Source organism: Pseudomonas sp. LBUM1643, from assembly GCF_059716215.1.
In genome coordinates, this window is record NZ_CP166813.1 from 1,471,249 (window position 1) to 1,492,305 (window position 21,057).

Genomic DNA, 21,057 nt, shown 5'->3' on the forward strand with positions numbered 1-21,057 from the left:
CCTTTCGTAAATTGTTCGACAACTTCTGCTCAGCGGTAGGCTGCTTAGATCAATTGGATCTCTTCGTCGCTCAGCGGGCGGTATTCGCCCGGTTTGAGTGACGGGTCGAGCACCAGGGGGCCCATTTTTTCGCGGTGCAGGCGCAGCACTTTGTTGTTGAAGTGTCCGAACATGCGCTTCACCTGGTGGTAACGACCCTCGACGATGCTCAGCCGAGCAGACGTTGGTCCGAGCACGAGCAGATCGGCGGGCAGGGTGGTGAGGTCTTCGAAAGCGAAGTACATGCCCTCGGCAAACTTTAGCGCGTACTCCGGGCCAATCACTTGCTCGGTCTCGACGAAGTACACCTTGGGCAGTTTGGTCTGCGGCTGGGTCAGGCGGCGCGACCAGCTGCCATCGTTGGTGATCAGCATCAAACCGGTGGTGTTGAAGTCCAGGCGTCCGGCGATGTGCAGTTCATCCTTGTCCGGTTCGTGGATCAGGTCGAGGACCGTCGGGTGCTGAGGGTCACGGGTGGCGCTGACGCAATCTTGCGGTTTGTGCAGCATGAAATGGCGCACAGGTTTGCCGACTTGCAAGACCTCGTTATCCACCTCGACACGGCTGAACTCCCGGACTTCGGCATGGGGGTCGCTGACGATTTTTCCGTCAAGCCGCACGCGTTTTTCCACCAGCAACAGGCGCACCTGCTTTCGGTTGAAGCACGGCAGGTTGCTGAGGAAACGGTCGACACGCATGACGGGGGATCGGCAGGAAAAGGGCTTTGTATCTTACGGGATCGGCCGGGCGGCTGCTTGCAGTTGCGCCTCGACCTGCGCGCAGCGTGGGCAGAGACAGGACTTGTCGCGCAACTCGGCAGGCAACGCCTGGAGCACGGCCGGATCGATGCTGACGCCGTAGCACCAGCAGGCCCGATCGGCGGTTCGCGGGTCGGCCAGGGTGCAAGCGTTGGAGGCACCGCAGGCCGGGCAGGTATCTGGTTTATTCATAAACGGAGTGAGATTTTTCCACGCAGGTGCGGTTACGGCCGGTTTGCTTGGCCCGGTACATTGCATGATCCGCCCGGGACAGCAGCGCGTGCAAGGTGTCTTCAGGCTGCAAGGTGGTGAGGCCGATGCTGACGGTCAGCTTCAATGCCTGATCGTTGTACGCATACTGCTGTTGCTCGACGTGCTGACGAATTTTCTCGGCAATCATCAGGCCGGTTTCACCATCAGTGTCCTTGAGCAACACGATGAATTCTTCACCGCCCCAGCGGCAGACAATGTCGGAGTGACGCAGGCAACTTTCCAGGTCCCGTGCGAACCCGATCAGCACCTGATCCCCCGCGAGGTGACCGTAGGTGTCGTTCAAGGCTTTGAAGTGGTCCAGGTCGAGCAGCAACGCGGTCAGCGGTTTCGGTTCTCGCTGGGCTTCGTGCATGGCTTGTGCTGCCAGCAAGTCGAAGCCTCGGCGATTGGGTAAATCGGTCAGGCTGTCGAGGGTGGCCTGAGCGTGGATTCGCGCCTGATAGCGCTTGATCACCCGGTTCAACAGGGTCAATACGATCAGCGTGATAAGCAGGCAGATCAGCAAATTGAGGTACAGCGACTGGCGGATTTCATTGAGCGCGCCGTCTTCACGCTTGTCGACAAACAGGTACCAGTTGAGCTCCGGAATAAACCGCACGTTGAGGAAATGACCCTGGCCATGGACGGAATATTCATAGGTGCCGCTGTGGGGTTTGGGCAACTGGCTAACCAGGCTTTTCATGCTGTCGAGTTCGCCAAGGGTCTTGCCGATGTGCGCGCCCTCGGGGCCACCTTCGGCACCGGTCAGTACCAGGCGTCCGAAGGTGTCGACGAAGTACACGCTGCGTTGATAGCGCTGCTGGTATTTGTCGATCAGCTTGATCACTGCATCAACCGTCAAACCGACACCCGCCGCGCCGATGAACCGGTTGTTGTAGTCGTAGACCTTGTAGTTGATGAAGAACGTCAGGTTGTCCTTGTTGGCCAGGTCCGGATCGACATTGATCTCGTAGGGATCGGCCATGTCCCGTACTCTGAAGTACCAGGCGTCCCGGGGCTCGGTGGCTTTGATCTGCTTGAGTACACCCTTGGCCTGGTAGTAGGTCAGGCTGGTGTTGGAGATGAAGAAGGCGGTAAAGGCGCCGTAGTGCGTCATGACCTCGTTGAGGTAACGGGTCATCTGCTCTGGATTCTGCTCACCGTTGACGACCCAGTCGCGCATGAACGTGTCCCGCGACATCATCGAGGAGATGAGAATGGGGCGGACGAGGTCTTTCTGGATTTCCGAGTAGACCGTGTCAGATGTCAGCGGCAGTTCGGTGTTGACGATGCTGTCGCGGATCGACGCTCGCGAGGCGTAATAGCTGAGAAAGGACGTCGCCAGAAAGCCTGCACCCAGCAGCGCAATCAGTGTAAGAACCAACGAACGTTGCGAATACAGCGGCGAGCGAAGCGGCATGACAGTTCCATTGGCAGTGATCCGGGTGGGAGGCATTCTAATGGGACTGCGGGGAAATAACTGCTGGATTTGTGGGGTGAATTGGCTTGGATTAGGAGCAGCGGTACCAACCCAAACACCCCACATCTCAAAATCTACTCGCCATTAAATCCCGCTGGAGGTTCGGGGCCGCAACCGCCGGCCAACCACGTCCAACACATCACACCCATCCCGCAACGGTAGGGCGCAGAGCAACGCAAAATCACTAAGAATGAAAGACTGACACTCGATCGATCCGCGCATGGAAAGGTTTTCCAGCACTTGGGTAACGGCGTGAATTCGGTAATTGGCTGCGTCGACCAGGACGTCGAGGGGTGCTTGGGTATCGATGAAGAGGGTGGGCATATCGTCGCAGTTGCTGGTGAGGGGTTTGAAGCGGTTTTCGGGGTGCGGGGTTGGTTTTATGTAGGGTGGATCGGGATGAAGTGTTTTCATTTGAAAGCCCTAAAGGAAGAATTGGAGCTGCCGTAAGCCTTCCTACAAGCTTGGGTGGCAGCTATGCGCGGGGTAGGAATATCGAGACCTTTAGAGCAAAACTCGACCACACCGAAGCGTGCCCGCGCATAACCGCCGCAACAGATTTTACGGACGCATGTGAATGGCCGCAATTTTTGCTTCGACGACGATGTAGCTCTAACGGTCTTGAAGGGTTCCTACACCCTGCCACTGCAATAGCAGCGACCGCCAAAGATTATCGTTGGAGTTCATGTCGCACCAGTTCATGAACATAGACAGAAATTGAAGGAAACGTCCGACGACCTTGTCCAGAAATTTCGTACGGTCCTACAACCGACTGCTTCACCAAGTGGATTGGTCTTCGTTGCTGGCCTTATACAGATCTTCTCTCCACTCAATAGTCGCCAATCGGAAAATGTCTGCAAAAAAGGCCCTTGTGTCCTTCATTTCGTCCCAACCGTAGGGAAATGACGAATATGCTTCCGGGTCGTATTGAAGTAACGATTGAAAATCATAGTTTTTGTTTTCGAGTGCCTCCATCAAGCACTTATGAAGCAAATATTTGTGGCGGTATGATTTTCGTGAGGGTAAGCAATAGTTCAGTATGATTTTTTCTCTATCGACTGGATCGTTTGGATCAAGCTGTTCCAGGGTGGCTCCTAAAGTTTCTTCGCGGTCATAGATATCTAACCCACCCAGAAAAAATGCAGGAGTTGGGTGGAAGGGTAGTCCATCATCTTTATCAATAAACATTTTTCGTCTACCTGGTTGGAAACAAGGTAAATGGTATGCCGGTTTCTTTGTCGAACTTCATTTCGAATCCGTGCATTTCAATTAATCTTGGGTTCTGTGGTGAGTTTGAATTGGGGACGTAACCTTCGCCGGCACCCGGTAACCTCATGCGCACAATATCGTTTAAATTACCATCTTTGCCCGTAAACTGCGTAAGCCCTCTCTCCGATCTAGTTATTGCAAGGTTGTATGCTGTCAACATTAAGTCATGACTGTAAAATCTGGAGCTTGGATTGCCTCTTCTATGATAAGGAGTAATACCAGTAATCGGATTCGTGCCGTCAATAGCTCTCTGTTTAAAGGCAGTATCTGGAACCTCCGGACCATGCTTCTCCATCATATGCATCCCTTGACTTTTATTCAGTCTGTGTAGCTCTTCTTTGGCTTTTTGTTCCTTAGCGCTTAACTTGGGCTTAGGTAACTTTTGTTCGCCCTCATCAACCTTAACGCCACTTACATCATCTGGAACCGAACACCCCGGCCTCCCCGGCGGCGGACAACTCAACCCCAGCGGATCCACCCACCCCGTCGGATTCGGCGTGTACTGGTACTGGTTCAGCCCACCCGCCAACTTGATCGGGTCGGGCGTCAAATACCGTCCAACATCCGGATTGTAGTAGCGATGCCGGTTGTAGTGCAGGCCGCTTTCGGCGTCGAAGTATTGCCCTTGAAAGCGTAGCGGCTGCTCCAGCTGCTCACCGCCGCCGTGTTGAAGACGACTGACTTTGCCGTAGGCGTTGTACTTCGCCGACCAGACGATTTCGCCGCTGAAATCCGTCAGTTCCTGCGGTGTGCCGAGGTGATCCAGTTGGTAATAGAACGGACAGGCCTTGCGTGGGCCTTTGCCGTCGAGCATGGCCAGCGGGCGGAAGCTGCCGGGTTCGTAGAGGTAGCTGCGGTAGTGGCTTTTGCTGCTTTCGGCGACGAGGTTGTCGCCTTGCCAGAAAAATTCGGTGGTGAGGCCGTCGACGGTTTTGGCGATGCGGCGGCCGAAGGCGTCGTAGCGGTAGCTGGCGGTGCGGCCGTCTGGGCGAGTAAGGCCGATCAGGCGGTGTTGGCAGTCGTAGCGGTATTCGGTGACGAGCTTTTGCGCGGTGCCGCGGCGTTCGCGGATGAGGTTGCCGAAGGCGTCGTAGTCGTAGTGGCGGTCGCCCTGCATCAGCAGGCGGTTGCCTTTGACGGACGGCTTGCCGACGCGGTCCTGCATGAACAGGTTGCCCGCCGGGTCGTGGGCGAAGGTTTCCGGGTCGTCGTCGCGCGCGTGGTTGACGCGGGTCAGGCGGTTTTGCGGGTCGTACTGGTAACTGCGGCGGCCGTGGCGGGTGTCGGAAATCAGTTCGAGGTTGCCGTTGACGCTGTAGGAATAATCGCGGCGATACAGCGGTTGTTGCGGTTTGCCGATGGCGTGGGCGGTCAGGCGACCTTGATCGTCGTAGGCGTAGTCGCTGAGCAGCAGTCCTTGTTGACGTTGCTGTTCGCGGCCACCGACAACGTGATGCGCTGTCAGCCGGGCGCCATTAAGGTCGATGCCGGTGAGCGCGCCACCCGCCGCGTGGTGGTAGTCGAGGACGCTGTTGTCCGGCAGGCGCACGCGGTTGAGCTGGCCGCAGGCGTCGTAGCCATAGCGCAAGGTGCCCCAGCTCTGGTGTTCGGTGATCAGCCGGTCCTGGCGGTCGTACTCGAATTCCAGCGGGTGGTCGTGGCCGTCGTCGACGCTGGTCAGGCGGCCGAGGCTGTCGTAGTGATAGGTAACGCACGTGCCGTCGGCTAGGGTCTTGACCTGCAAGCGTCCGGCCGCATCGCGCTGATACCCGGTGACCAGTTGTGAGCCGTCCTCGCCAAATTCGGTCTTCTCCAGCAGGTGGCCGTTGAGGTCGTAGTTGTAGGCAGTGCGCAGGCCGTCGAAGCCGGTTTCCTGTCGGATCAGTCCGTTGGCGGTGTAGTCCAGGTGGTACTTTTCGCCGGACTCGTTCTCGATTTCCGTCAGCAACAACTGTGCGTTGTCGTAGCGATAGCGCAGCTGCGAACCGTCCGGATTGATCCGGCAGCTGACCAGGTGCAGGTCCTCGACATACTCGTAACGCGTGACCTGGCCCAGTTCATCGGTGGCAGAGGTGAGCGTGCCGTAGGCGTTGTAGCTGAAGGAACGGGTGGCGCCGGAGGGTGAGGTGCTGTGGATCAGTCGGCCAACGGCGTCCCATTGCGAATGCGTGACGGCGCCGTGTTCGTCCTCTTGGGTAATCCGCCGCCCCAGTGCATCGTAGGAAAACTTCCGCGTGCCACCCTCTGGAAGGGTTTCTTCAACGAGCTGACCCAGCGCATTCCAGACCAACAGATGACGGCTGTGATCCGGGTAACGGATCGACAGCAAGCGCCCTTGGGCGTCGTAGCGGTAGTGCGTGGCATGACCGTCCGGGTCGATGGCTTCAGTGACATCGCCCTGGGCATTGCGCAGGTATTTCCATTCGGCCTTGCCACGAAAGCGCGCGTGCAGGAAACCGTTCCGGTACTCGTAGGCCGTTGGCTCGTCTTGCGGCGGAATCAACGCCACCAGCCGTCCGGCCTCGTCGTAGTGATACTCGGTCACCGCGCCCAGCGGGTCCCGCTCCGCCACTAACCGACCCTGATCGTCGTAGGACTTGAAGTGTTCGCCGCCATCCAGTTCGACTTTGCGCACCAGCCGCGCCCGGTCGTCGTGGACGTACACCTCTTCGCTGCCATCGAGGTTCTTGACCGTGACGCTGCCCTGGTCATCCCAGACGTACTGCGCATCCATCTGCGCAAACGAGGCCCAGTGACGGATGCAACGAGCAGCCTTGCCGGACCGTTCCCACGCCCAGAAGAAACTCGCCCCACCGGCCAGTTGCCGCTGCAGGATGACGTGCTCGTCGTCATAGCGATAACGCTCACTCTCCTCAGCGGCGTTGGTCGCTTCGATCAGGTGCTGGTGTTCGTCGTAGCGATAGCGCACCAGCGTCTGCTCGGTCACCCAGCCCTGGGCCACGGTGGGCGCCGGGGTGAGCCGCTGGTAGTCGACGGCGATCAGGTGGCGGCGGTCGTAACGCAACAACAAGGCGCGACCGGCGCCGTTATCCACGCGCTCGAGGCGGCCGTGGTAATCGTGGGTCAGGTGCAGGCGGTTGTCGTAGGCGTCGCTGATCGCGCTCAGCCGACCGTTGATGAAGTGGTAAAAACGCGGTGCGTCGCCGGCCTGGGCAAGGATCAGCTCTTCTGGGGCATCGCCGAGAAAGATCGCCGCCCGCGACAGGCTGTTGTGGATCGCTGGGCGTTCGGTGCTGGGCAAGGGGAAGGGCGTGCGACGGTTTTCGTGGTCGATCCAGATGACCTCGTCGCCGTCGATTTCCAGCCGGTGGGAGAGGCTGTGGCTCCAGCCGAAACCCAGGCCGACATCGAGCTCGGCGGCGCTGGTGCGGTAGAGGCGGGTGAAGTCGAAGGGGAGAAGGCCGTCGAGCGTGCCGTCGGTGAGGGTCAGCAGTTCTTCGCCGGTGACCATCGACACCGGGCAGCCGTTTTTGCAGGTGGACGCCACGCAGGTGGCGGCGTCGTCGTTAGGGTTTTTCGCCTGCTTTGAAGCGTCGTTGCGGTGTTCGTTTTGCTTCAGCGTGGTGTTCTTGCGGGCGTTCCAGTTGAGCAGCAGGCGACCCTGATTCGCGCCGGCGGCAATGCCGCGTGCGGCGACGGCCTTATAGTCGTCGACGTAGGTCATGAACGTTTTGAGGAGGTCGAAGATGGCTTTGACGAAGCCCAGGGCGGCATTGACGATCCGAGCGCCGTAGTGGGCCAGGCGTATGCTCAAGTAAGCGACGCCGGCGCCGGCAAACGTCAGGACCACGCCAATCAGGATATCGATCAGCAGTTGCACCACCCCAGTGGCCATCGCTTCGGCCGTGTTGCCCGCGAGTACGCTGGGCGGCAGCATTTCCCACCACAGACTGGCCGTGCGCAGGAGCAAACACAGCGCCGCTTCGTCACTGACCAGCAGCTGGACCTGGGCCATGGCTTTCGGTGCTGACTGCGCCAACTTGGCCAGTTCATCCGCGCCACTGCCCAAACGTTCAGCGAACTTGCCGGGATTCTGAAGGATCTCCGAGAGCAGACTCAGGCTGTCCCACACCCCAATGACCGCCGCCCAACTCCCCGCAAGAACGCCATTCCCCGCCGCCGCAAACACCGACTGCGACCACTGCGGCTTGAATCCTTGCCACTCCTTGCGCAGCCAGTCCTCCAGTTGCCGGGTCAGTCCGTCGTAAGACTTAAACAGCGCATTAACCTGATCCTTTGTCACCGCACTCTGCACATGCACCCGGTAAAACTTCCCGGGAACACCTTCGAACAATCCTTTACCGTGCTCATCAAGCGTGACCGGCGTGCGCTGGCCACCCTCGACCGCAATCACATCAACCTGAATGCCCCCCAACGGAATGTCATACACCGACTCGAACTTGCTCTCGATCTGCAGAATCCCGTTCTCGGGGCATTGCGCCACCGTGGAGATATAGTCATCGTCGCGACGACCCACCACCGTGGTTACATCGCCGAGCTTGATCTGCCGATCCATGTCCAGAAGCGAGGGCATGTCCGTCGCGTGACTGACCCTGTCGGCAGCCCGGCTGAACCAGTGATCGAGCTGCTGGCGATACAGCGTCAGGGTGTTGGGGAAGTCGTCGAGTGCCTGCTCGATGCGCGCAATGTGCTCCATCAGCGCACCGCAACGAACGAAGGCGAACACACAATCGGGTCGAACATGAGCAGTCCCTCGCGCAGGAAAATTGGCGCGGGAGACTGTGCGGGGGATCAGAGAGGAAAGAAGTCAGGCGGGGTAGGTGTGGTCGGTAGGAAGATTCGCTGAATAGCGTGTTTCAGAAGCTACCAGGTGCTGCGAATGTTTGATCTTGTTCGTGAGAAGCAAGATCAAAAGATCGCAGCCTGCGGCAGCTCCTACAGTGGGTGTTGTGTCAGGCGAGGGTTTTAAGGTAGGCGCGCCATCCGCCTAAAGGGCTGATATCAACTGCGCCCTCCAACCCGTAATTCTCACAAATGAACCCGCTCTCCCAGCGCCCATCCGCGAGTTGCACTTTGCCCAACCCCAACGGCGCTGGAATCCCGGTCAGGAATGAACCCAGCTCACTGCTCGGCAATTCCCAGACCTCCACCGCGATCGCCACGCCGCCGTTCTTCACCCGAACCATGCCGGGGCGCAATGGCGGCCCGCCGGCCAGGGCATACAACTGATAGTCCGGCGAACTGAACGTCGTCTCGACCAATGTCGCCCCGCGCCGTTTCAGTTGCCAGTTCAACGCCAGGCCATCCAGGTGCGCCCCGCACACCACCAGTCGTGCGCGGTCGTTGCGAGCGACCGTCGTTGGTGCTGATAGCGTTGAACCTTGATGACGCTGCAACGCATCCGCCACGCTCAACAAGTACTGGTCGGTGAACACCCGCCCGAACAGCGTTACACCCCACGGCAAACCATTGCCCATGACGCCGCTCGGCACGGCGACGGCCGCGTAGTCGAGCAGGTTCATGAAGTTGGTGTAGTAACCCAATTGGGCGTTGCGCAATACGGGTTCGGCTTCCAGTTCGGCCAGCGTCACCGGGCGGCCGATGGTTGGCGTGATGACGCAGTCGAGGTCCTCCAGTGCCTTGTCGCACAGCGCCTTGAGGGCTTGCAGGCGATACTGGGCGCGGAACGTTTGTACGCCGGTCACCGCCGGCGCCTTGGCAAGCACGGCACGAATCACCGGCAGCACGGCTTCGGGATTGGTCTCCATCAGCTCCCCGGTGACGCTGTAGCGTTCGGCTACCCAAGGCCCTTCATAGAGCAGGCGGGCAGCTTCGAGGAACGGCGACAAATCCAGCTCCACTGCTTCACCACCCAAGGCCTTGAGCTGGTCGATGGCATCACCGAACAACAGCGGGCCTTCGGGGCAGCCGAAGAATTGCAGGTCCTGCGCACGGGGTACTCCGAAACGAAATGGACGGGGCGCACCGAACGCCGAGCCGTCATTCCAAAGCGGGTTGCTGCGGCTGTACTCGTCCCGAGGATCAAGCTGCGCGGTCAGCGCCAATAGCTGGCTGGCTTCCCGAGCAGTCGCCGTGAAAGTGGTCACGCAATCGAGCGTGCGGCAGGCCGGAACGACACCCGCGGTGGAGATCAGGCCTTTGCTGGCTTTCAATCCGACCAGATTGTTCAGCGCCGCCGGTACCCGTCCGGAGCCCGCCGTGTCGGTGCCCAGGGAAAAGCTCGCCACACCGAGTGCGACGGCCAGCGAAGAACCGGCGCTGGAACCCCCCGATGGATACTCCGGCAACACGCTGTTGGGGCACGCGCCGTAGGGGGATCGACTGCCATTGAGGCCGGTAGCGAACTGGTCGAGATTGGTCTTGCCCAACGGGATCGCCCCCAGCGCGAGCAACTGCTCGATGATGGTCGCCGAGCGCTCTGGCACATAGGCAAATGCCGGGCACGCGGCAGTGGTGGGGATGCCCGCCAAATCGATGTTGTCCTTGATCGCGAAGGGCACGCCGAACAACGGCAGGCTGTCGATGGTTTGATCATCGAGGGCGGCCAGATAGGGCTCCAGTTCCTCGACGCTGAGCAAGTGGATGAACAGGTGATAGTCCGGGTTCAGCGCTGCCGCTTTGTCGCGCAGGCTCAGCAGCAGTTGCCGAGGCGTGATACTGCCGTCGCGGTAGGCATTACGCAGGGCGTCGAGTTGCAGATTGATGTTCATGGCGTTGATCCTTTTAGAAATGGTTTCAGTCGAGTTCCAGCACCACGACACGCTGCCCGGCGCGCACCGCCGAACCCGGTTGCACGCGAATCTCGCGCACCACCCCAGCCATGGGTGCCAATAGCGGAATTTCCATCTTCATCGACTCCAGAATCACCAGCACGTCGCCGGCCTGAACCCGGCTGCCGGTTTCAACCTGAACCTGCCAGAGGTTGCCGGCGATGTGGCTGTCGACGCTCTGTTGACCACTGGCCAGTGGTGCATCTTCGGTCACTTCAGGGGCGAGTTCTTCACTGTCGAAATGCGCCTGGCCACTGGCGATCCAGCGCTCGCGCTCGGCGTTGAAGGCGCCTTTTTGCTGATCGCGAAACGCGGCGATGGTCTCCGTTTCCTTCGCCAGGAACGTCTGGTAATCCGCCAGGTTCAGCTGGCTGTGTTCGATGTTCAAATCGAAACGCCCGAGCGGAAAGTCCCGGCGGATGCGCAGCAGTTCATCGGCGCTGACCGGGTAAAAACGGATCTGGTCGAAGAAGCGCAGCAACCATGGTTTGCCATCGAATGCGGCGACTTCGCGATAACGGTTCCACATCTGCAAAGTGCGACCGACGAACTGATATCCCCCGGGACCTTCCATGCCGTACACGCACATATAGGCCCCTCCGATACCCACCGAATTCTCGGCGGTCCAGGTTCGCGCGGGGTTGTATTTGGTGGTCACCAGGCGGTGCCGCGGGTCGAGCGGCGTAGCGACCGGGGCGCCGAGGTAGACGTCGCCCAGGCCCATGACCAGGTAGCTGGCGTCGAACACCGTGCGCTGCACTTCGTCGAGATTGGGCAGGTCGTTGATGCGGCGGATGAACTCCAGGTTGCTCGGGCACCACGGTGCGTCCTTGCGCACGGTGGTCATGTATTTTTCGATCGCCAGCTGACAGGCAGGATCATCCCATGACAGGGGCAGATGGACGATGCGCGACGGGACTTGCAGATCCCTGGCGGCACACACGGCGTCCCATTCACCGGCGACGATGCCGAGCAAATCCGCCAGCGGCAGTTGTTCGGGTTGGTAGTGCACCTGCAGTGAGCGGATGCCGGGCGTCAGATCAATCACGCTGTGCAGGTGTTTGCTTTCCAGTGCCTGCATGAGGGCGTGGGCGCGAAAGCGCAGCACGAGATCGAGCTCGGGGGCGCCGATTTCCAGCAGTAGATGCGTGTCGCCGGAGAGGCGTGCAACCAGCCGGGTATCGTCCTGGCCAATGTCCAGAACCACCGGAGACACGACCCCCTGGGGAAGCACAGACCCTGTGGCGAGCGAGCTTGCTCGCGCTGGGTCGCGAAGCGGCCCCGAGTCCTGATCCCCCATTGTTTCTGATAGACCTGGCGACTGCTTCGCACTCGAGCGGGAGTAAACTCCCTCGCCACAAAAGCGCTGCGTTGCAAGTGCTCGAGCGGTCCTTAGATCGACGGGGAGGAACTGCACTTTGTCGCCGGCCTTGAGTTGCCCCAGTTGCCAGAGGTCCGCTTCGATCACCGTCACAGGGCAGACAAAACCGCCGAGGCTCGGGCCGTCCGGGCCGAGGATCACCGGCATGTCACCGGTGAAATCCACCGCGCCGATGGCATACGGATTGTCATGAATATTCGACGGATGCAGCCCGGCTTCGCCGCCATCAGCCCGCACCCATTGCGGCTTCGGTCCGATCAGGCGCACACCGGTTCGGCTGGAGTTGAAATGCACCTCCCACTGAGTGGCAAAGAAGGTGCCGATGTAGTCTTCGGTGAAGTATTCCGGCGCGCCGTGCGGGCCGTAAATCACCCGGATTTGCCGTACGCCTGGCAGCTCGGTGACCTGTTCTTCGGGCAATAGATCGCCATGATTACGGTCACCTAAGGCAGGGATATGCAACACATCCCCCGCCCGTAAAGCCCGCCCGCCGTGCCCACCAAACTGGCCAAGGGTGAAGGTGCTTTTGCTGCCCAGGTAATCCGGAACCTGAAGGCCCCCACGCACGCACAAATAGCTGCGGGCGCCCGCGCCGGCGATCGTGCCGAGGCTTAACGTGGCGCCCGCCGGAATCAGCAACGTCGTGTTCATCGCCACCGTTTCGCCGTTCAACGCTAGCGGAATCACGGCCCCGGTGACCGCCACCACCGCCTCGCAATTGAAGCGCAGCAACGGCCCGCTCATGGTGATTTCGAGCGCCGCGGCACCTTCGTCGTTACCCAGCAGACGATTACCCAAGCGCAGCGCGCGACTGTCCATCGGCCCCGACGGCGGCACGCCCACGGCCCAATAACCAAGACGGCCGGGATAGTCCTGCACGCTGGTTTGGGTCCCCGCGCTGAGCACCTCGAACGTGTTGGCCTGATAGACCAGATCTTCCAGGCAGCGAGTCCACGGCTGGCCGCTGGCAAAGGGCGCGTCGAGCAGGATTTGCCGCAGATAATCGCGGTTGGTTTCCACGCCATACAACACGCTGTCGCCCAATGCCTGATGCAGATCGGCGCCTGCTTCTGCACGGGTCGGCGCCCAGCAGATGACCTTGGCGATCATCGGATCGAAGTACGGCGGGATCTCGCAACCTGCCTCGACCCAGGTGTCGATGCGCAACTGTTTACCATCGGCGGCAGGGAAATGAACGGCCGTCAGCAAGCCTGGGCTTGGCTGGAAATCCCGCCCTGGATCTTCGGCGTAGAGGCGTGCCTGGATGGCATGGCCGTCGGGTTTCAAACCTTGGCTCAATTCGCTCAGGGGCGGCAGATCACCGGCCGCCAGCGCCACCATCCACCGCACCAGATCCACGCCCCACACTTGTTCGGTGACACCGTGTTCGACCTGCAAACGGGTATTCACTTCAAGGAAGTAGAAACGCCGGGCTTCGCTGTCGAACACAAACTCCACGGTGCCGGCGCTGCGGTAGTTGACCGCTTTGGCCAGCTTGATCGCTGCGGCACACAGCTCATCGGCCATGCCATCGGGCAGGTTGGGCGCAGGGGTCTCTTCAAGCACTTTCTGATTGCGACGCTGGACGGAGCAATCGCGCACCCCGAGGGCAATGACTTCGCCTTGACCGTCGCCGAACACCTGAACCTCAAGGTGCCTGGCGCGCTGAATGTACTTCTCGATAAACACGCCAGCGTCGCTGAAGTTGTTCTGGCCAAGACGCTTGACCGTTTCAAAGGATTCGCTCAATTCGGCCGCGCTGCGGCAGACGCGCATACCGATGCCGCCACCGCCGGCGGTGCTTTTGAGCATCACCGGATAGCCGACGTGTTCGCCGGCAATCAATGCCGCGTCGAGGCTGTCGAGCAGCTCGGTGCCTTCGAGCATTGGCACGCCATGCTGTTTGGCCAGGGCGCGTGCGGTGTGCTTGAGGCCGAACACGCGCAGTTGCTCTGGCGTCGGGCCGATGAACGCGATGTTGGCCGCTTCGCAGGCTTCGGCGAACGCAGTGTTTTCCGAGAGGAAGCCGTAGCCGGGATGGATCGCCGTGGCGCCGGTTGCCCGGGCGATGGCGAGAATCTTGTCGACGGCCAGGTACGTGCCAGCGGCAGCGCCTTCGCCGAGGCTGTGAGCTTCATCGGCCTGCAGGATGTGCAAGCTGGCGACATCAGCTTCGGAATACACGGCGACGCCTTTGACCTGCAGTTCACGCAGGGTGCGCAGAATGCGGCAGGCAATGGCGCCACGGTTGGCAATCAGGACTTTTTCGAACATGGCATAACCCCCGGAGGCGATTGCGCATCAGCCTCGACCTGGGATGCGGGCCGTCCCGCAGTTTTTCGAAGTGCACCCGGGCCGTCCCGGATGAAAGAAATCCACGCTTTTTGTGGCGAGGGAGCTTGTCGAATCGTCGCACCGTCCCGTGCGGCTGCGCAGCAGTCGTAAACCAATCAATGCGGTGTATCAGATACAGCCGAGAAGCCGGGTTTGGGGCCGCTTCGCGACCCAGCGGGACGGTGCGACGATTCGACAAGCTCCCTCGCCACAGGGGGTTAGTGGTGGTCTCTAGGTTTCAGGCACTGCCCGGAGCGGGCCTGGCACAGGGTGAACAGCCATTTACGCAACCGCGTCAATTTCAGTTCCATACCAGAATCTCCGCAGGGGTCGGGTTGTAGGCGTTGCACGGGTTGTTCAGTTGCGGGCAGTTGGAAATCAGCACAATCACGTCCATCTCGGCGCGCAGGTCGACGTATTTGCCTGGCGCTGAAATCCCGTCTTCGAAGGTCAGTCCGCCGTCCGCCGTGACCGGTACGTTCATGAAGAAATTGATGTTCGGCCCGATGTCGCCCTTGCCCAGTCGCCCATCGTGGACGCAGGCGCGCAGGTAGTTGTCGCGGCAGCTGTGCATGTAGCGTTTTTCCAGGGCGTAGCGCACGGTGTTGCTTTCTTGTGCGCAGGCACCGCCGAGGGTGTCGTGGCGTCCGCAGGTGTCGGCGACGATGGTCAGCATTGGTTTGCCGAGGTTGGAATAGAGCACGCTGCCAGTGCTCAGGTAGACGCTGTTCTGCCGGCGCAACGTGCGCTGTACGTCGTAGCGTTCTTTCGGATTGGCCACGCTGTAGAACAGGGTGTCGACGGCTTGATTGCCTTCCAGATCGAGGATGCGCAGGGTCTGGCCAGCTTTGACCTCTGTCAGGAAGGGTTCGCCAGCCGGCACAGTGGCGCGATACACGGCGGTTTCTGGCAGCCTGTTTGGGGTGGCGGCAGCGGTTGCAATAGCGAGTGACATGGCAGCGATCCTCAGGCGAACAGACGGTCGGTGTTGATGAACCCGCGCTCGTTTTCCGGGCGCGAAGTGCGGCAGTGTTCGGCGACGCTGGCGTCAGCGTTCATCCAGCTGAGCTTCAGTGGTTTCGGTGCGTAGTCAGGGGAAGGATCCATCGGGTGTTGCAAGGCGGTGAGCACCACCAGCGTGTCCATCGGTGCGTACAACTCGATGTAGTCACCGGCCTTGGCGTTGCCCTCGACAAAGTGAAAACGACCGTCTTCATCGACGTTCACCCGGCTGAAAAGATTGAGCGTCATCAGCAAGTCGGACAGGCCCAACCCCCATTTGCCCAGCTCCACCAACAGGTTGTCGGTGCCGTTGCGAAAGAAGCCGTTGCGCAGTTCCTGATAGCGCCCGGCGCCGTATTTTTGCGCGACTTCTTCAGCGCAGAGCACGCCGCCGAGGCTGTCGCTCCAGCCACAGGTATCGGCGGTAATGGCGGCCAGCACGCGGCCCATGTCCGAGTACAGGCAATGGCCGGTGGTGAGCTTGGCGGTGTGTTGGCACTTGAGGCTGTCGGGCAGGTTCAGGCGCTCGGTTTTTTCTTTCGCGTTAAGCAACGTCAGGCTGACATTCGCACCGCCGCGCAGGTCGGTCAGGCGCAGCAGTTGGCCGCGCTTCATGATGAAAGAACGATGGCCGCCGCCAGGGAGTATTTCTTCGGCGAAGACCGGGAACAGCTGGGTCGAATCAGTCATGTGCAAATTCCTCTAAGCGGTACGAAGCAGGCCTGCCAACGGTGTCGGCAAGGCGTCGACGGCGGCGCGATGGACGCGGCGGTCGCTGTTCAACGGGATGTCGTAGGTGATGCGCGCGCCATAGGCGCCGGGGGCGTGCGGGTCGACGCGGACCTTGTCGAACACCAGCAAACGCGTGCCCAGGCTGAAGCCTTCGGTCAGGTCATGGGTGACCATGAACACCGTCAATTGCGTCTCGCGCCAAAGCTCCAGCAGCAGGCTGTGCATGTCTTTGCGGATGCCCGGATCAAGGGCGCCGAAGGGCTCGTCGAGCAGCAAGACGCGCGGCTTCATGATCAGCGCCTGAGCGATGGCCAGTCGTTGTTGCATGCCGCCGGACAGCTGCGCCGGATACCTGTCCAGCGCATGACCGAGGCCGACTTTGCGCAGCAGAACCGAGGCCTGTTCGCGGGCGTCTTTTTTGGCGCTGCCGAACAAGCGACCGAGCAACGGCGAGCGGGGCAGTTCCAGGCCGACGGCGACGTTGTCCAGCACTGTCAGGTGCGGGAACACCGAATAGCGCTGGAACACCACGCCCCGGCTCGAATCCGGTTCGCTGGCCAAAGCCTGGCCGTCGAGCAGGATCTCTCCGCGGCTGGCGCGTTCCTGGCCGAGCAACAGGCGCAGGAAGGTCGACTTGCCGCAACCGGATGCGCCGACCAAGGTGCAGAACTCGCCTTCGTTGACGTTCAGGTTCAAGCCTTCGAGCACCACCTGATCGGCGTATTGCTGCCAGACGTTTTTCACCGTGATAAAGCTCATGCGCGGGCTCCTTTGGAACTCATTTGGAGGCACCTTCATGCCAAGGGAACGCACGCCGGGTCAGGCGCTTGAGGCCCCAATCCATCAGCCAGGCGAGCAGGGTGATCCACGCCACGTACGGCAGGATCACGTCCATCGCCAGGTAACGGCGCACCAGGAAAATCCGGTAACCGAGACCGTCGGTGGAGGCAATGGCTTCTGCGGCGATGAGGAACAACCACGCCGAGCCCAGCATCAGGCGCAACGAGATCAACAGGCGCGGCAGCAATTGCGGCAGCACCACGCGCAACATCAAGGTCCAGGTGGACGCGCCGAGGGTCTGGGCCTTGATCAACAGTTCGACCGGAATTTCCCGGGCGCGCTGTTCCAGGTCACGGGCCAGGCAAGGGGTGATGCCGATCACGATCAACATCACTTTCGACAATTCGCCCAGTCCGAACACGATGAACAGAATCGGCAGGATCGCCAGCGGTGGCACCATCGACAGCACTGTCAGCAAGGGGGACAGCGGTGCCCCAAACAGCGGTAGCGTGCCGGCGGCGATGCCCAGGCAAAGCCCGGCAATCGCGCTGATGCCCAGGCCGATGGCCAGGCGCCGCAGGCTGGACGCGGTGTCCTGCCACAGCAGGTAGTCCCCGGTGCGGGTATCCGCAGTGAACGCCAGGCGTTTGACCGCGTCGGTCATTTGCACGGCGCTGGGCAGCAGCTTGTCGTTGGGGTTGTCCATCAGCCGCTCTGCCGAGCCCATGAAGTAGGCGAACAGCACCAGGGCGAAGGGCAGGATCACCAGTAACAGGCGACTCGGGCGATCCGGGTGGCGATTGATCAGGCGCATGGCCATGTCCTCCTGATTACAGCTTGGCGTCGGCCGCCATCTGCACGTAGCTCGGGTCGAAGCGCAGCTTGAGGTTGGCTTTGTCGCCACTGGTCACGCCGTTGGCGAAGGCCATGCCGACGGCGCTGGTGTCTTTCGCGCCTTCACCCAGCAAGCCGTGCTGGAACGAGAATTCGGCGACCTTGCGCATGGTGTCCGGCAATTGTTTGCTGGTGGTGAAGGCGAGGGCCTCCTGCGGTGTGGCGAACAATTTGGTGGTGTCGAGTTGAGACTGGAAGCCGGCCAAATCTGTGCCTGATGCTTTGGCCATGTGTTCAAGCGCAGCTTTGCTGGCGGCATTTTTCGCGTTCATCAACTCGACCACTTCGAACCACGCACCGGTCAACGCTTTGCCCAGGGCCGGGTTGTCTTTGAGCGTGGCGCTGTTGACCACCATCATGTCCATGATTTCGCCGGGGATCTGGCTGGAATTGAAGACTTCGGTCACACCGGGCTTGGCCTTGATGTCCGAGAGCATCGGGTTCCAGGTGGTGACGGCGTTGACTTGATCCGTGTTAAAAGCCGCCGAGATGTCGGCGTCGGAGGTGTTCACCACTTTCAAATCTTTCTCGGCGAGATCGACGGAATCCAGCGCCCGGGCGAGCAGATAGTGGGACACCGACAGTTCGACCAGATTGACGTCCATCCCTTTTAGGTCGGTGACTTTTTTGCCCTCGCCTTTAAGTACGATGCCGTCATTGCCATTGGAGAAGTCGCTGACGATCAGCGCGGTGCTGTCGACGCCGCCGGCCGCGGGGATGGTCAGCGCGTCCATGTTAGTCATGGTGCAACCGTCGAACTGGCCGGCGGTGTATTGATTGATGGATTCGACGTAGTCATTGAGCTGCACCACATCGATCTTGATGCCGTACTTCTTCGCCCATTTGTCGACGATGCCTTGGCTACCCGCGTATTCCCAGGGCATCCAGCCGGCGTAGATAGTCCAGCAGACGCTGAAGTGGTCTTTTTGCGCGGCTTGGGATGAGAGGCTCACGAAGGCTGCGAATGCAGCGGCGAGCAGGGTGGGTAAACGATGCTGGGACATGGTGGTTCTCCAGTTGATCAAGGGCGGACAGGAGGCAACGCGGCACCGCTAGCGGTGGCTTGTCTCCCGGGCTTTTGTCCCGCCGTGTAACCTCAACTGGAGGTCGCCAACTCTCGGACCAGTCACTCGCCTTAGCGAGCCGGAACCCTAGTCAGCCATTGCAAATTGTGGTGCCGCGAACCTGTAGTGACTCCTGCACGGGGATTGTTAAAGCGAGAGACGTGCCAAGTCCGTCTGAAGGCTCTAGCGTGGGCGTTCAGATGCGTGGTCGATAGAGGATGCAGGGGGGATTGCCTTGGGATGGTGCAGAGGTGCACCGCAATGGAACGTCCACACTGCTGATACGAGGGGCGGTGTCATGTAGCCAATCCACATTGATCATTTCGGCGGTGGATACATCCGCCTGCACCATGAATCAGCGAGTGAATGGATGAAAAACCTTTCATCGGCTAGATGTTTCAACTTGTTGCTGGGGCGCACCAGATTCTGAAATCGATGTCTTATCTTTCGACAGTCACCGAATAATTGACTGTCGCCTGCCAGCGTCGCTGGTATGGCTCACTCGCGGTCCAGGAGGCCGCCATGCTCTGTCGAAAACAGCTCCGCCGAATTCTTCTTATTGCAGTAGTGGGATTGTCCTTAGGGGCGTGCGTGCCTTATTCCGATGGAGGATCCAGCTACTACAGTTCCGAGGTCTACACCTCGCCAGCACCTGCCTATTATTCAAGTGGCGCCACCTACTATTCGGGCGGCGGAGGCTATTACACCCAGCCTCGCCGGTACTACGCCCCACCGGCGCGGTACTACCAGCCAACCCCTCGGCATTACTACCAGCCGCGGGTTTATCAACCGGCACCGCGCTATTACCAGTCGGCGCCACGAGCGGACTATCGAGCTCATCAGAATCATGGGTGGGACGGCCGCAATCGCGGTGGGAACAATGACTATCGTGGGGGAGGGCGTAACAATAATCACGGTGGACGAGGCGATCACAACGGCCGTGGCGACAATGGTGGACGGGGTGGTCATCGCTGATTCAACGTTGTAAGAAAATTGTGGGAGCGAGCCTGCTGGCGATTGCGATGTATCAGTTGTCTTAAAGATGGCTGATACGCCGCTATCGCGAGCAGGGTCGCTCCCACACTTCGTTTAGTATTCCCCCAGATCCGCCAACGGATGCCGGCCTTCCCACGCCTTGTGGAAGTGCGCTTCGACCACAGCATCCGGCACGGTGTTGATGTCCGGCCAATGCCAGTGCGGCTTCTGATCCTTGTCGATCAACCGTGCCCGCACACCTTCGCTGAACTCGGGGTGTCGGCAGCAGTTGAGGCTCAGGGTGTATTCCATCTGGAAAACCTGCGCGAGCGACAGGTGTCGGGCGCGGATGATCTGCTCCCACACCAGGTGCGCGGTCAGCGGTGAACCTTCGCTCATGGTTCGGGCGGCACGACTGAGCAACAGGTCCGTTTGATCGCGCTGTTGGCTGATGGCCTTCCAGGCGCAACGTACGTCGCTGACATCCAGAAGCTCGTCGATTTGCTGGCGTCGCGGCAGCCATTGAGCTTCGGGCATTTGCCCAAGAGCTTCCTGTTGCAGGGCCTTGAGCAGGCTGTTGAGCTGCATCGATGTCTGCTCCTGCCAATTCAACTGCAGCAGGCCTTCAATCAGCTGTTCCTGTTGTTCATCGAGCAGGAAGCGGTCCGCCAGGTCCAGATCAATGGCATCGCGACCATTCATGTGTGCACCGGTCAGCCCGAGAAACAACCCGAGCTTGCCGGGCAGGCGGGACAGGAACCAGCTGGCGCCAACATCGGGATAGAGGCCAATACTGATTTCCGGCATCGCCAAGCGACTGCTGGGCGTGACAATCCGGATACTCGCGCCTTGCAGCAGACCCATGCCGCCGCCGAGCACATAGCCGTGTCCCCAGCAGATCAGCGGTTTGGGATAGGTGTGCAGGTTGAAGTCCAATCGGTATTCCGCGGCAAAGAACTGCGCAGCCAGGGGCGGTACTTCACCTGGATGCGCGCGGCAGGCTTCTACCAGACTACGGACTTCGCCGCCGGCGCAGAATGCCTTGGCCCCGTTGCCGCGCAGCAGCACGCAGACGATTTGCGGTTCCTTGGCCCAGGCGTCCAGTTGATCGCTCAGGGCGTTGATCATCGGCAACGACAGGGCGTTCAGGGACTTTTCGGCATCCAGGCTTGCTACGCCGATGCGTGCGCCGTCGGTGCCGGTGAGTTCTTCGAAGTGCAGATTCATCGTGACCTCGATCGGGAATTTGAGCGTTCAGTATGATCGCTGTGCAAGAAAGTGCCGGTTCTGCGTCAGATCAATTGACAAGCGTGATGGGCCTTCT

General features: G+C 60.2%; 15 protein-coding genes and 1 riboswitch. Of the genes, 1 reads left to right on the top strand and 14 read right to left on the bottom strand.

All coding sequences use genetic code 11. The features are described 5' to 3' along the window. Window positions 1–44: 44 nt before the first annotated feature. The 13 genes from ACA063_RS06585 to ACA063_RS06645 all read right to left on the bottom strand — a co-directional run bounded on the left by ACA063_RS06585 (window position 45) and on the right by ACA063_RS06645 (window position 18,698). Window positions 45–737: a 16S rRNA pseudouridine(516) synthase gene (locus ACA063_RS06585; RefSeq protein WP_497665225.1), complete on the bottom strand. Its 693-nt coding sequence runs from the start codon at window positions 735–737 to the stop codon at window positions 45–47. A gap of 33 nt (window positions 738–770) precedes the next feature. Further along, a complete protein-coding gene (locus ACA063_RS06590; protein WP_497665226.1) occupies window positions 771–989 on the bottom strand; it encodes a cysteine-rich CWC family protein in 219 nt (72 codons plus the stop codon). After that, entirely contained in the window at window positions 982–2,469 is a 1,488-nt protein-coding gene (locus ACA063_RS06595; RefSeq protein WP_497665227.1) for a sensor domain-containing diguanylate cyclase, read from the bottom strand. The genes ACA063_RS06590 and ACA063_RS06595 overlap by 8 nt, the downstream gene beginning before the upstream one ends. A 144-nt stretch (window positions 2,470–2,613) precedes the next feature. Continuing rightward, window positions 2,614–2,943 carry a hypothetical protein gene (locus ACA063_RS06600; protein WP_497665228.1) on the bottom strand — a complete coding sequence of 110 codons (330 nt, stop codon included), beginning with the start codon at window positions 2,941–2,943 and terminating at the stop codon, window positions 2,614–2,616. Window positions 2,944–3,306: 363 nt separating this feature from the next. Then, a complete protein-coding gene (locus ACA063_RS06605; RefSeq protein ID WP_497665229.1) occupies window positions 3,307–3,717 on the bottom strand; it encodes a hypothetical protein in 411 nt (136 codons plus the stop codon). A gap of 7 nt (window positions 3,718–3,724) precedes the next feature. Beyond that, window positions 3,725–8,476 carry an RHS repeat-associated core domain-containing protein gene (locus ACA063_RS06610; protein WP_497666480.1) on the bottom strand — a complete coding sequence of 1,584 codons (4,752 nt, stop codon included), beginning with the start codon at window positions 8,474–8,476 and terminating at the stop codon, window positions 3,725–3,727. 256 nt (window positions 8,477–8,732) lie between these two features. Then, the gene (atzF, locus tag ACA063_RS06615; RefSeq protein WP_497665230.1) at window positions 8,733–10,511 is read right to left on the bottom strand and encodes an allophanate hydrolase; all 1,779 of its coding nucleotides are present in this window, start codon (window positions 10,509–10,511) and stop codon (window positions 8,733–8,735) included. Window positions 10,512–10,536: 25 nt separating this feature from the next. Beyond that, a complete protein-coding gene (uca, locus tag ACA063_RS06620) occupies window positions 10,537–14,226 on the bottom strand; it encodes an urea carboxylase (protein WP_497665231.1) in 3,690 nt (1,229 codons plus the stop codon). 361 nt (window positions 14,227–14,587) lie between these two features. Further along, window positions 14,588–15,241 carry an urea amidolyase associated protein UAAP2 gene (locus ACA063_RS06625; protein WP_497665232.1) on the bottom strand — a complete coding sequence of 218 codons (654 nt, stop codon included), beginning with the start codon at window positions 15,239–15,241 and terminating at the stop codon, window positions 14,588–14,590. Between the two features lie 11 nt (window positions 15,242–15,252). Continuing rightward, window positions 15,253–15,978 carry an urea amidolyase associated protein UAAP1 gene (locus ACA063_RS06630; RefSeq protein WP_497665233.1) on the bottom strand — a complete coding sequence of 242 codons (726 nt, stop codon included), beginning with the start codon at window positions 15,976–15,978 and terminating at the stop codon, window positions 15,253–15,255. 12 nt (window positions 15,979–15,990) lie between these two features. Then, a complete protein-coding gene (locus ACA063_RS06635; RefSeq protein WP_497665234.1) occupies window positions 15,991–16,779 on the bottom strand; it encodes an ABC transporter ATP-binding protein in 789 nt (262 codons plus the stop codon). Between the two features lie 19 nt (window positions 16,780–16,798). Further along, window positions 16,799–17,614: an ABC transporter permease gene (locus ACA063_RS06640; protein ID WP_497665235.1), complete on the bottom strand. Its 816-nt coding sequence runs from the start codon at window positions 17,612–17,614 to the stop codon at window positions 16,799–16,801. A gap of 16 nt (window positions 17,615–17,630) precedes the next feature. Beyond that, on the bottom strand, window positions 17,631–18,698 hold the full coding sequence (locus tag ACA063_RS06645) for a putative urea ABC transporter substrate-binding protein (RefSeq protein ID WP_497665236.1): 1,068 nt from the start codon (window positions 18,696–18,698) through the stop codon (window positions 17,631–17,633). 61 nt (window positions 18,699–18,759) lie between these two features. Beyond that, window positions 18,760–18,860: riboswitch (guanidine-I (ykkC/yxkD leader) on the bottom strand. A gap of 420 nt (window positions 18,861–19,280) precedes the next feature. Here ACA063_RS06645 and ACA063_RS06650 point away from each other — a divergent pair. Then, window positions 19,281–19,733 (top strand): hypothetical protein, encoded by a 453-nt coding sequence (locus ACA063_RS06650; RefSeq protein ID WP_497665237.1) that lies wholly within the window; start codon window positions 19,281–19,283, stop codon window positions 19,731–19,733. Window positions 19,734–19,847: 114 nt separating this feature from the next. Here ACA063_RS06650 and dspII read toward each other — a convergent pair whose 3' ends face one another. Beyond that, entirely contained in the window at window positions 19,848–20,960 is a 1,113-nt protein-coding gene (gene dspII, locus ACA063_RS06655; RefSeq protein WP_497665238.1) for an enoyl-CoA hydratase/isomerase DspII, read from the bottom strand. Window positions 20,961–21,057 lie beyond the last annotated feature (97 nt).

Bases quoted from the DNA above. Each gene is read 5' to 3' on its own strand.
- ACA063_RS06650 (WP_497665237.1), top strand. From the start codon at position 19,281: ATGCTCTGTCGAAAACAGCTCCGCCGAATTCTTCTTATTGCAGTAGTG.
- ACA063_RS06645 (WP_497665236.1), bottom strand. From the start codon at position 18,698: ATGTCCCAGCATCGTTTACCCACCCTGCTCGCCGCTGCATTCGCAGCC.
- ACA063_RS06635 (WP_497665234.1), bottom strand. From the start codon at position 16,779: ATGAGCTTTATCACGGTGAAAAACGTCTGGCAGCAATACGCCGATCAG.
- ACA063_RS06610 (WP_497666480.1), bottom strand. From the start codon at position 8,476: ATGGAGCACATTGCGCGCATCGAGCAGGCACTCGACGACTTCCCCAAC.
- dspII (WP_497665238.1), bottom strand. From the start codon at position 20,960: ATGAATCTGCACTTCGAAGAACTCACCGGCACCGACGGCGCACGCATC.
- atzF (WP_497665230.1), bottom strand. From the start codon at position 10,511: ATGAACATCAATCTGCAACTCGACGCCCTGCGTAATGCCTACCGCGAC.
- uca (WP_497665231.1), bottom strand. From the start codon at position 14,226: ATGTTCGAAAAAGTCCTGATTGCCAACCGTGGCGCCATTGCCTGCCGC.
- ACA063_RS06600 (WP_497665228.1), bottom strand. From the start codon at position 2,943: ATGAAAACACTTCATCCCGATCCACCCTACATAAAACCAACCCCGCAC.
- ACA063_RS06625 (WP_497665232.1), bottom strand. From the start codon at position 15,241: ATGTCACTCGCTATTGCAACCGCTGCCGCCACCCCAAACAGGCTGCCA.
- ACA063_RS06590 (WP_497665226.1), bottom strand. From the start codon at position 989: ATGAATAAACCAGATACCTGCCCGGCCTGCGGTGCCTCCAACGCTTGC.
- ACA063_RS06605 (WP_497665229.1), bottom strand. From the start codon at position 3,717: ATGTTTATTGATAAAGATGATGGACTACCCTTCCACCCAACTCCTGCA.
- ACA063_RS06630 (WP_497665233.1), bottom strand. From the start codon at position 15,978: ATGACTGATTCGACCCAGCTGTTCCCGGTCTTCGCCGAAGAAATACTC.
- ACA063_RS06640 (WP_497665235.1), bottom strand. From the start codon at position 17,614: ATGCGCCTGATCAATCGCCACCCGGATCGCCCGAGTCGCCTGTTACTG.
- ACA063_RS06585 (WP_497665225.1), bottom strand. From the start codon at position 737: ATGCGTGTCGACCGTTTCCTCAGCAACCTGCCGTGCTTCAACCGAAAG.
- ACA063_RS06595 (WP_497665227.1), bottom strand. From the start codon at position 2,469: ATGCCGCTTCGCTCGCCGCTGTATTCGCAACGTTCGTTGGTTCTTACA.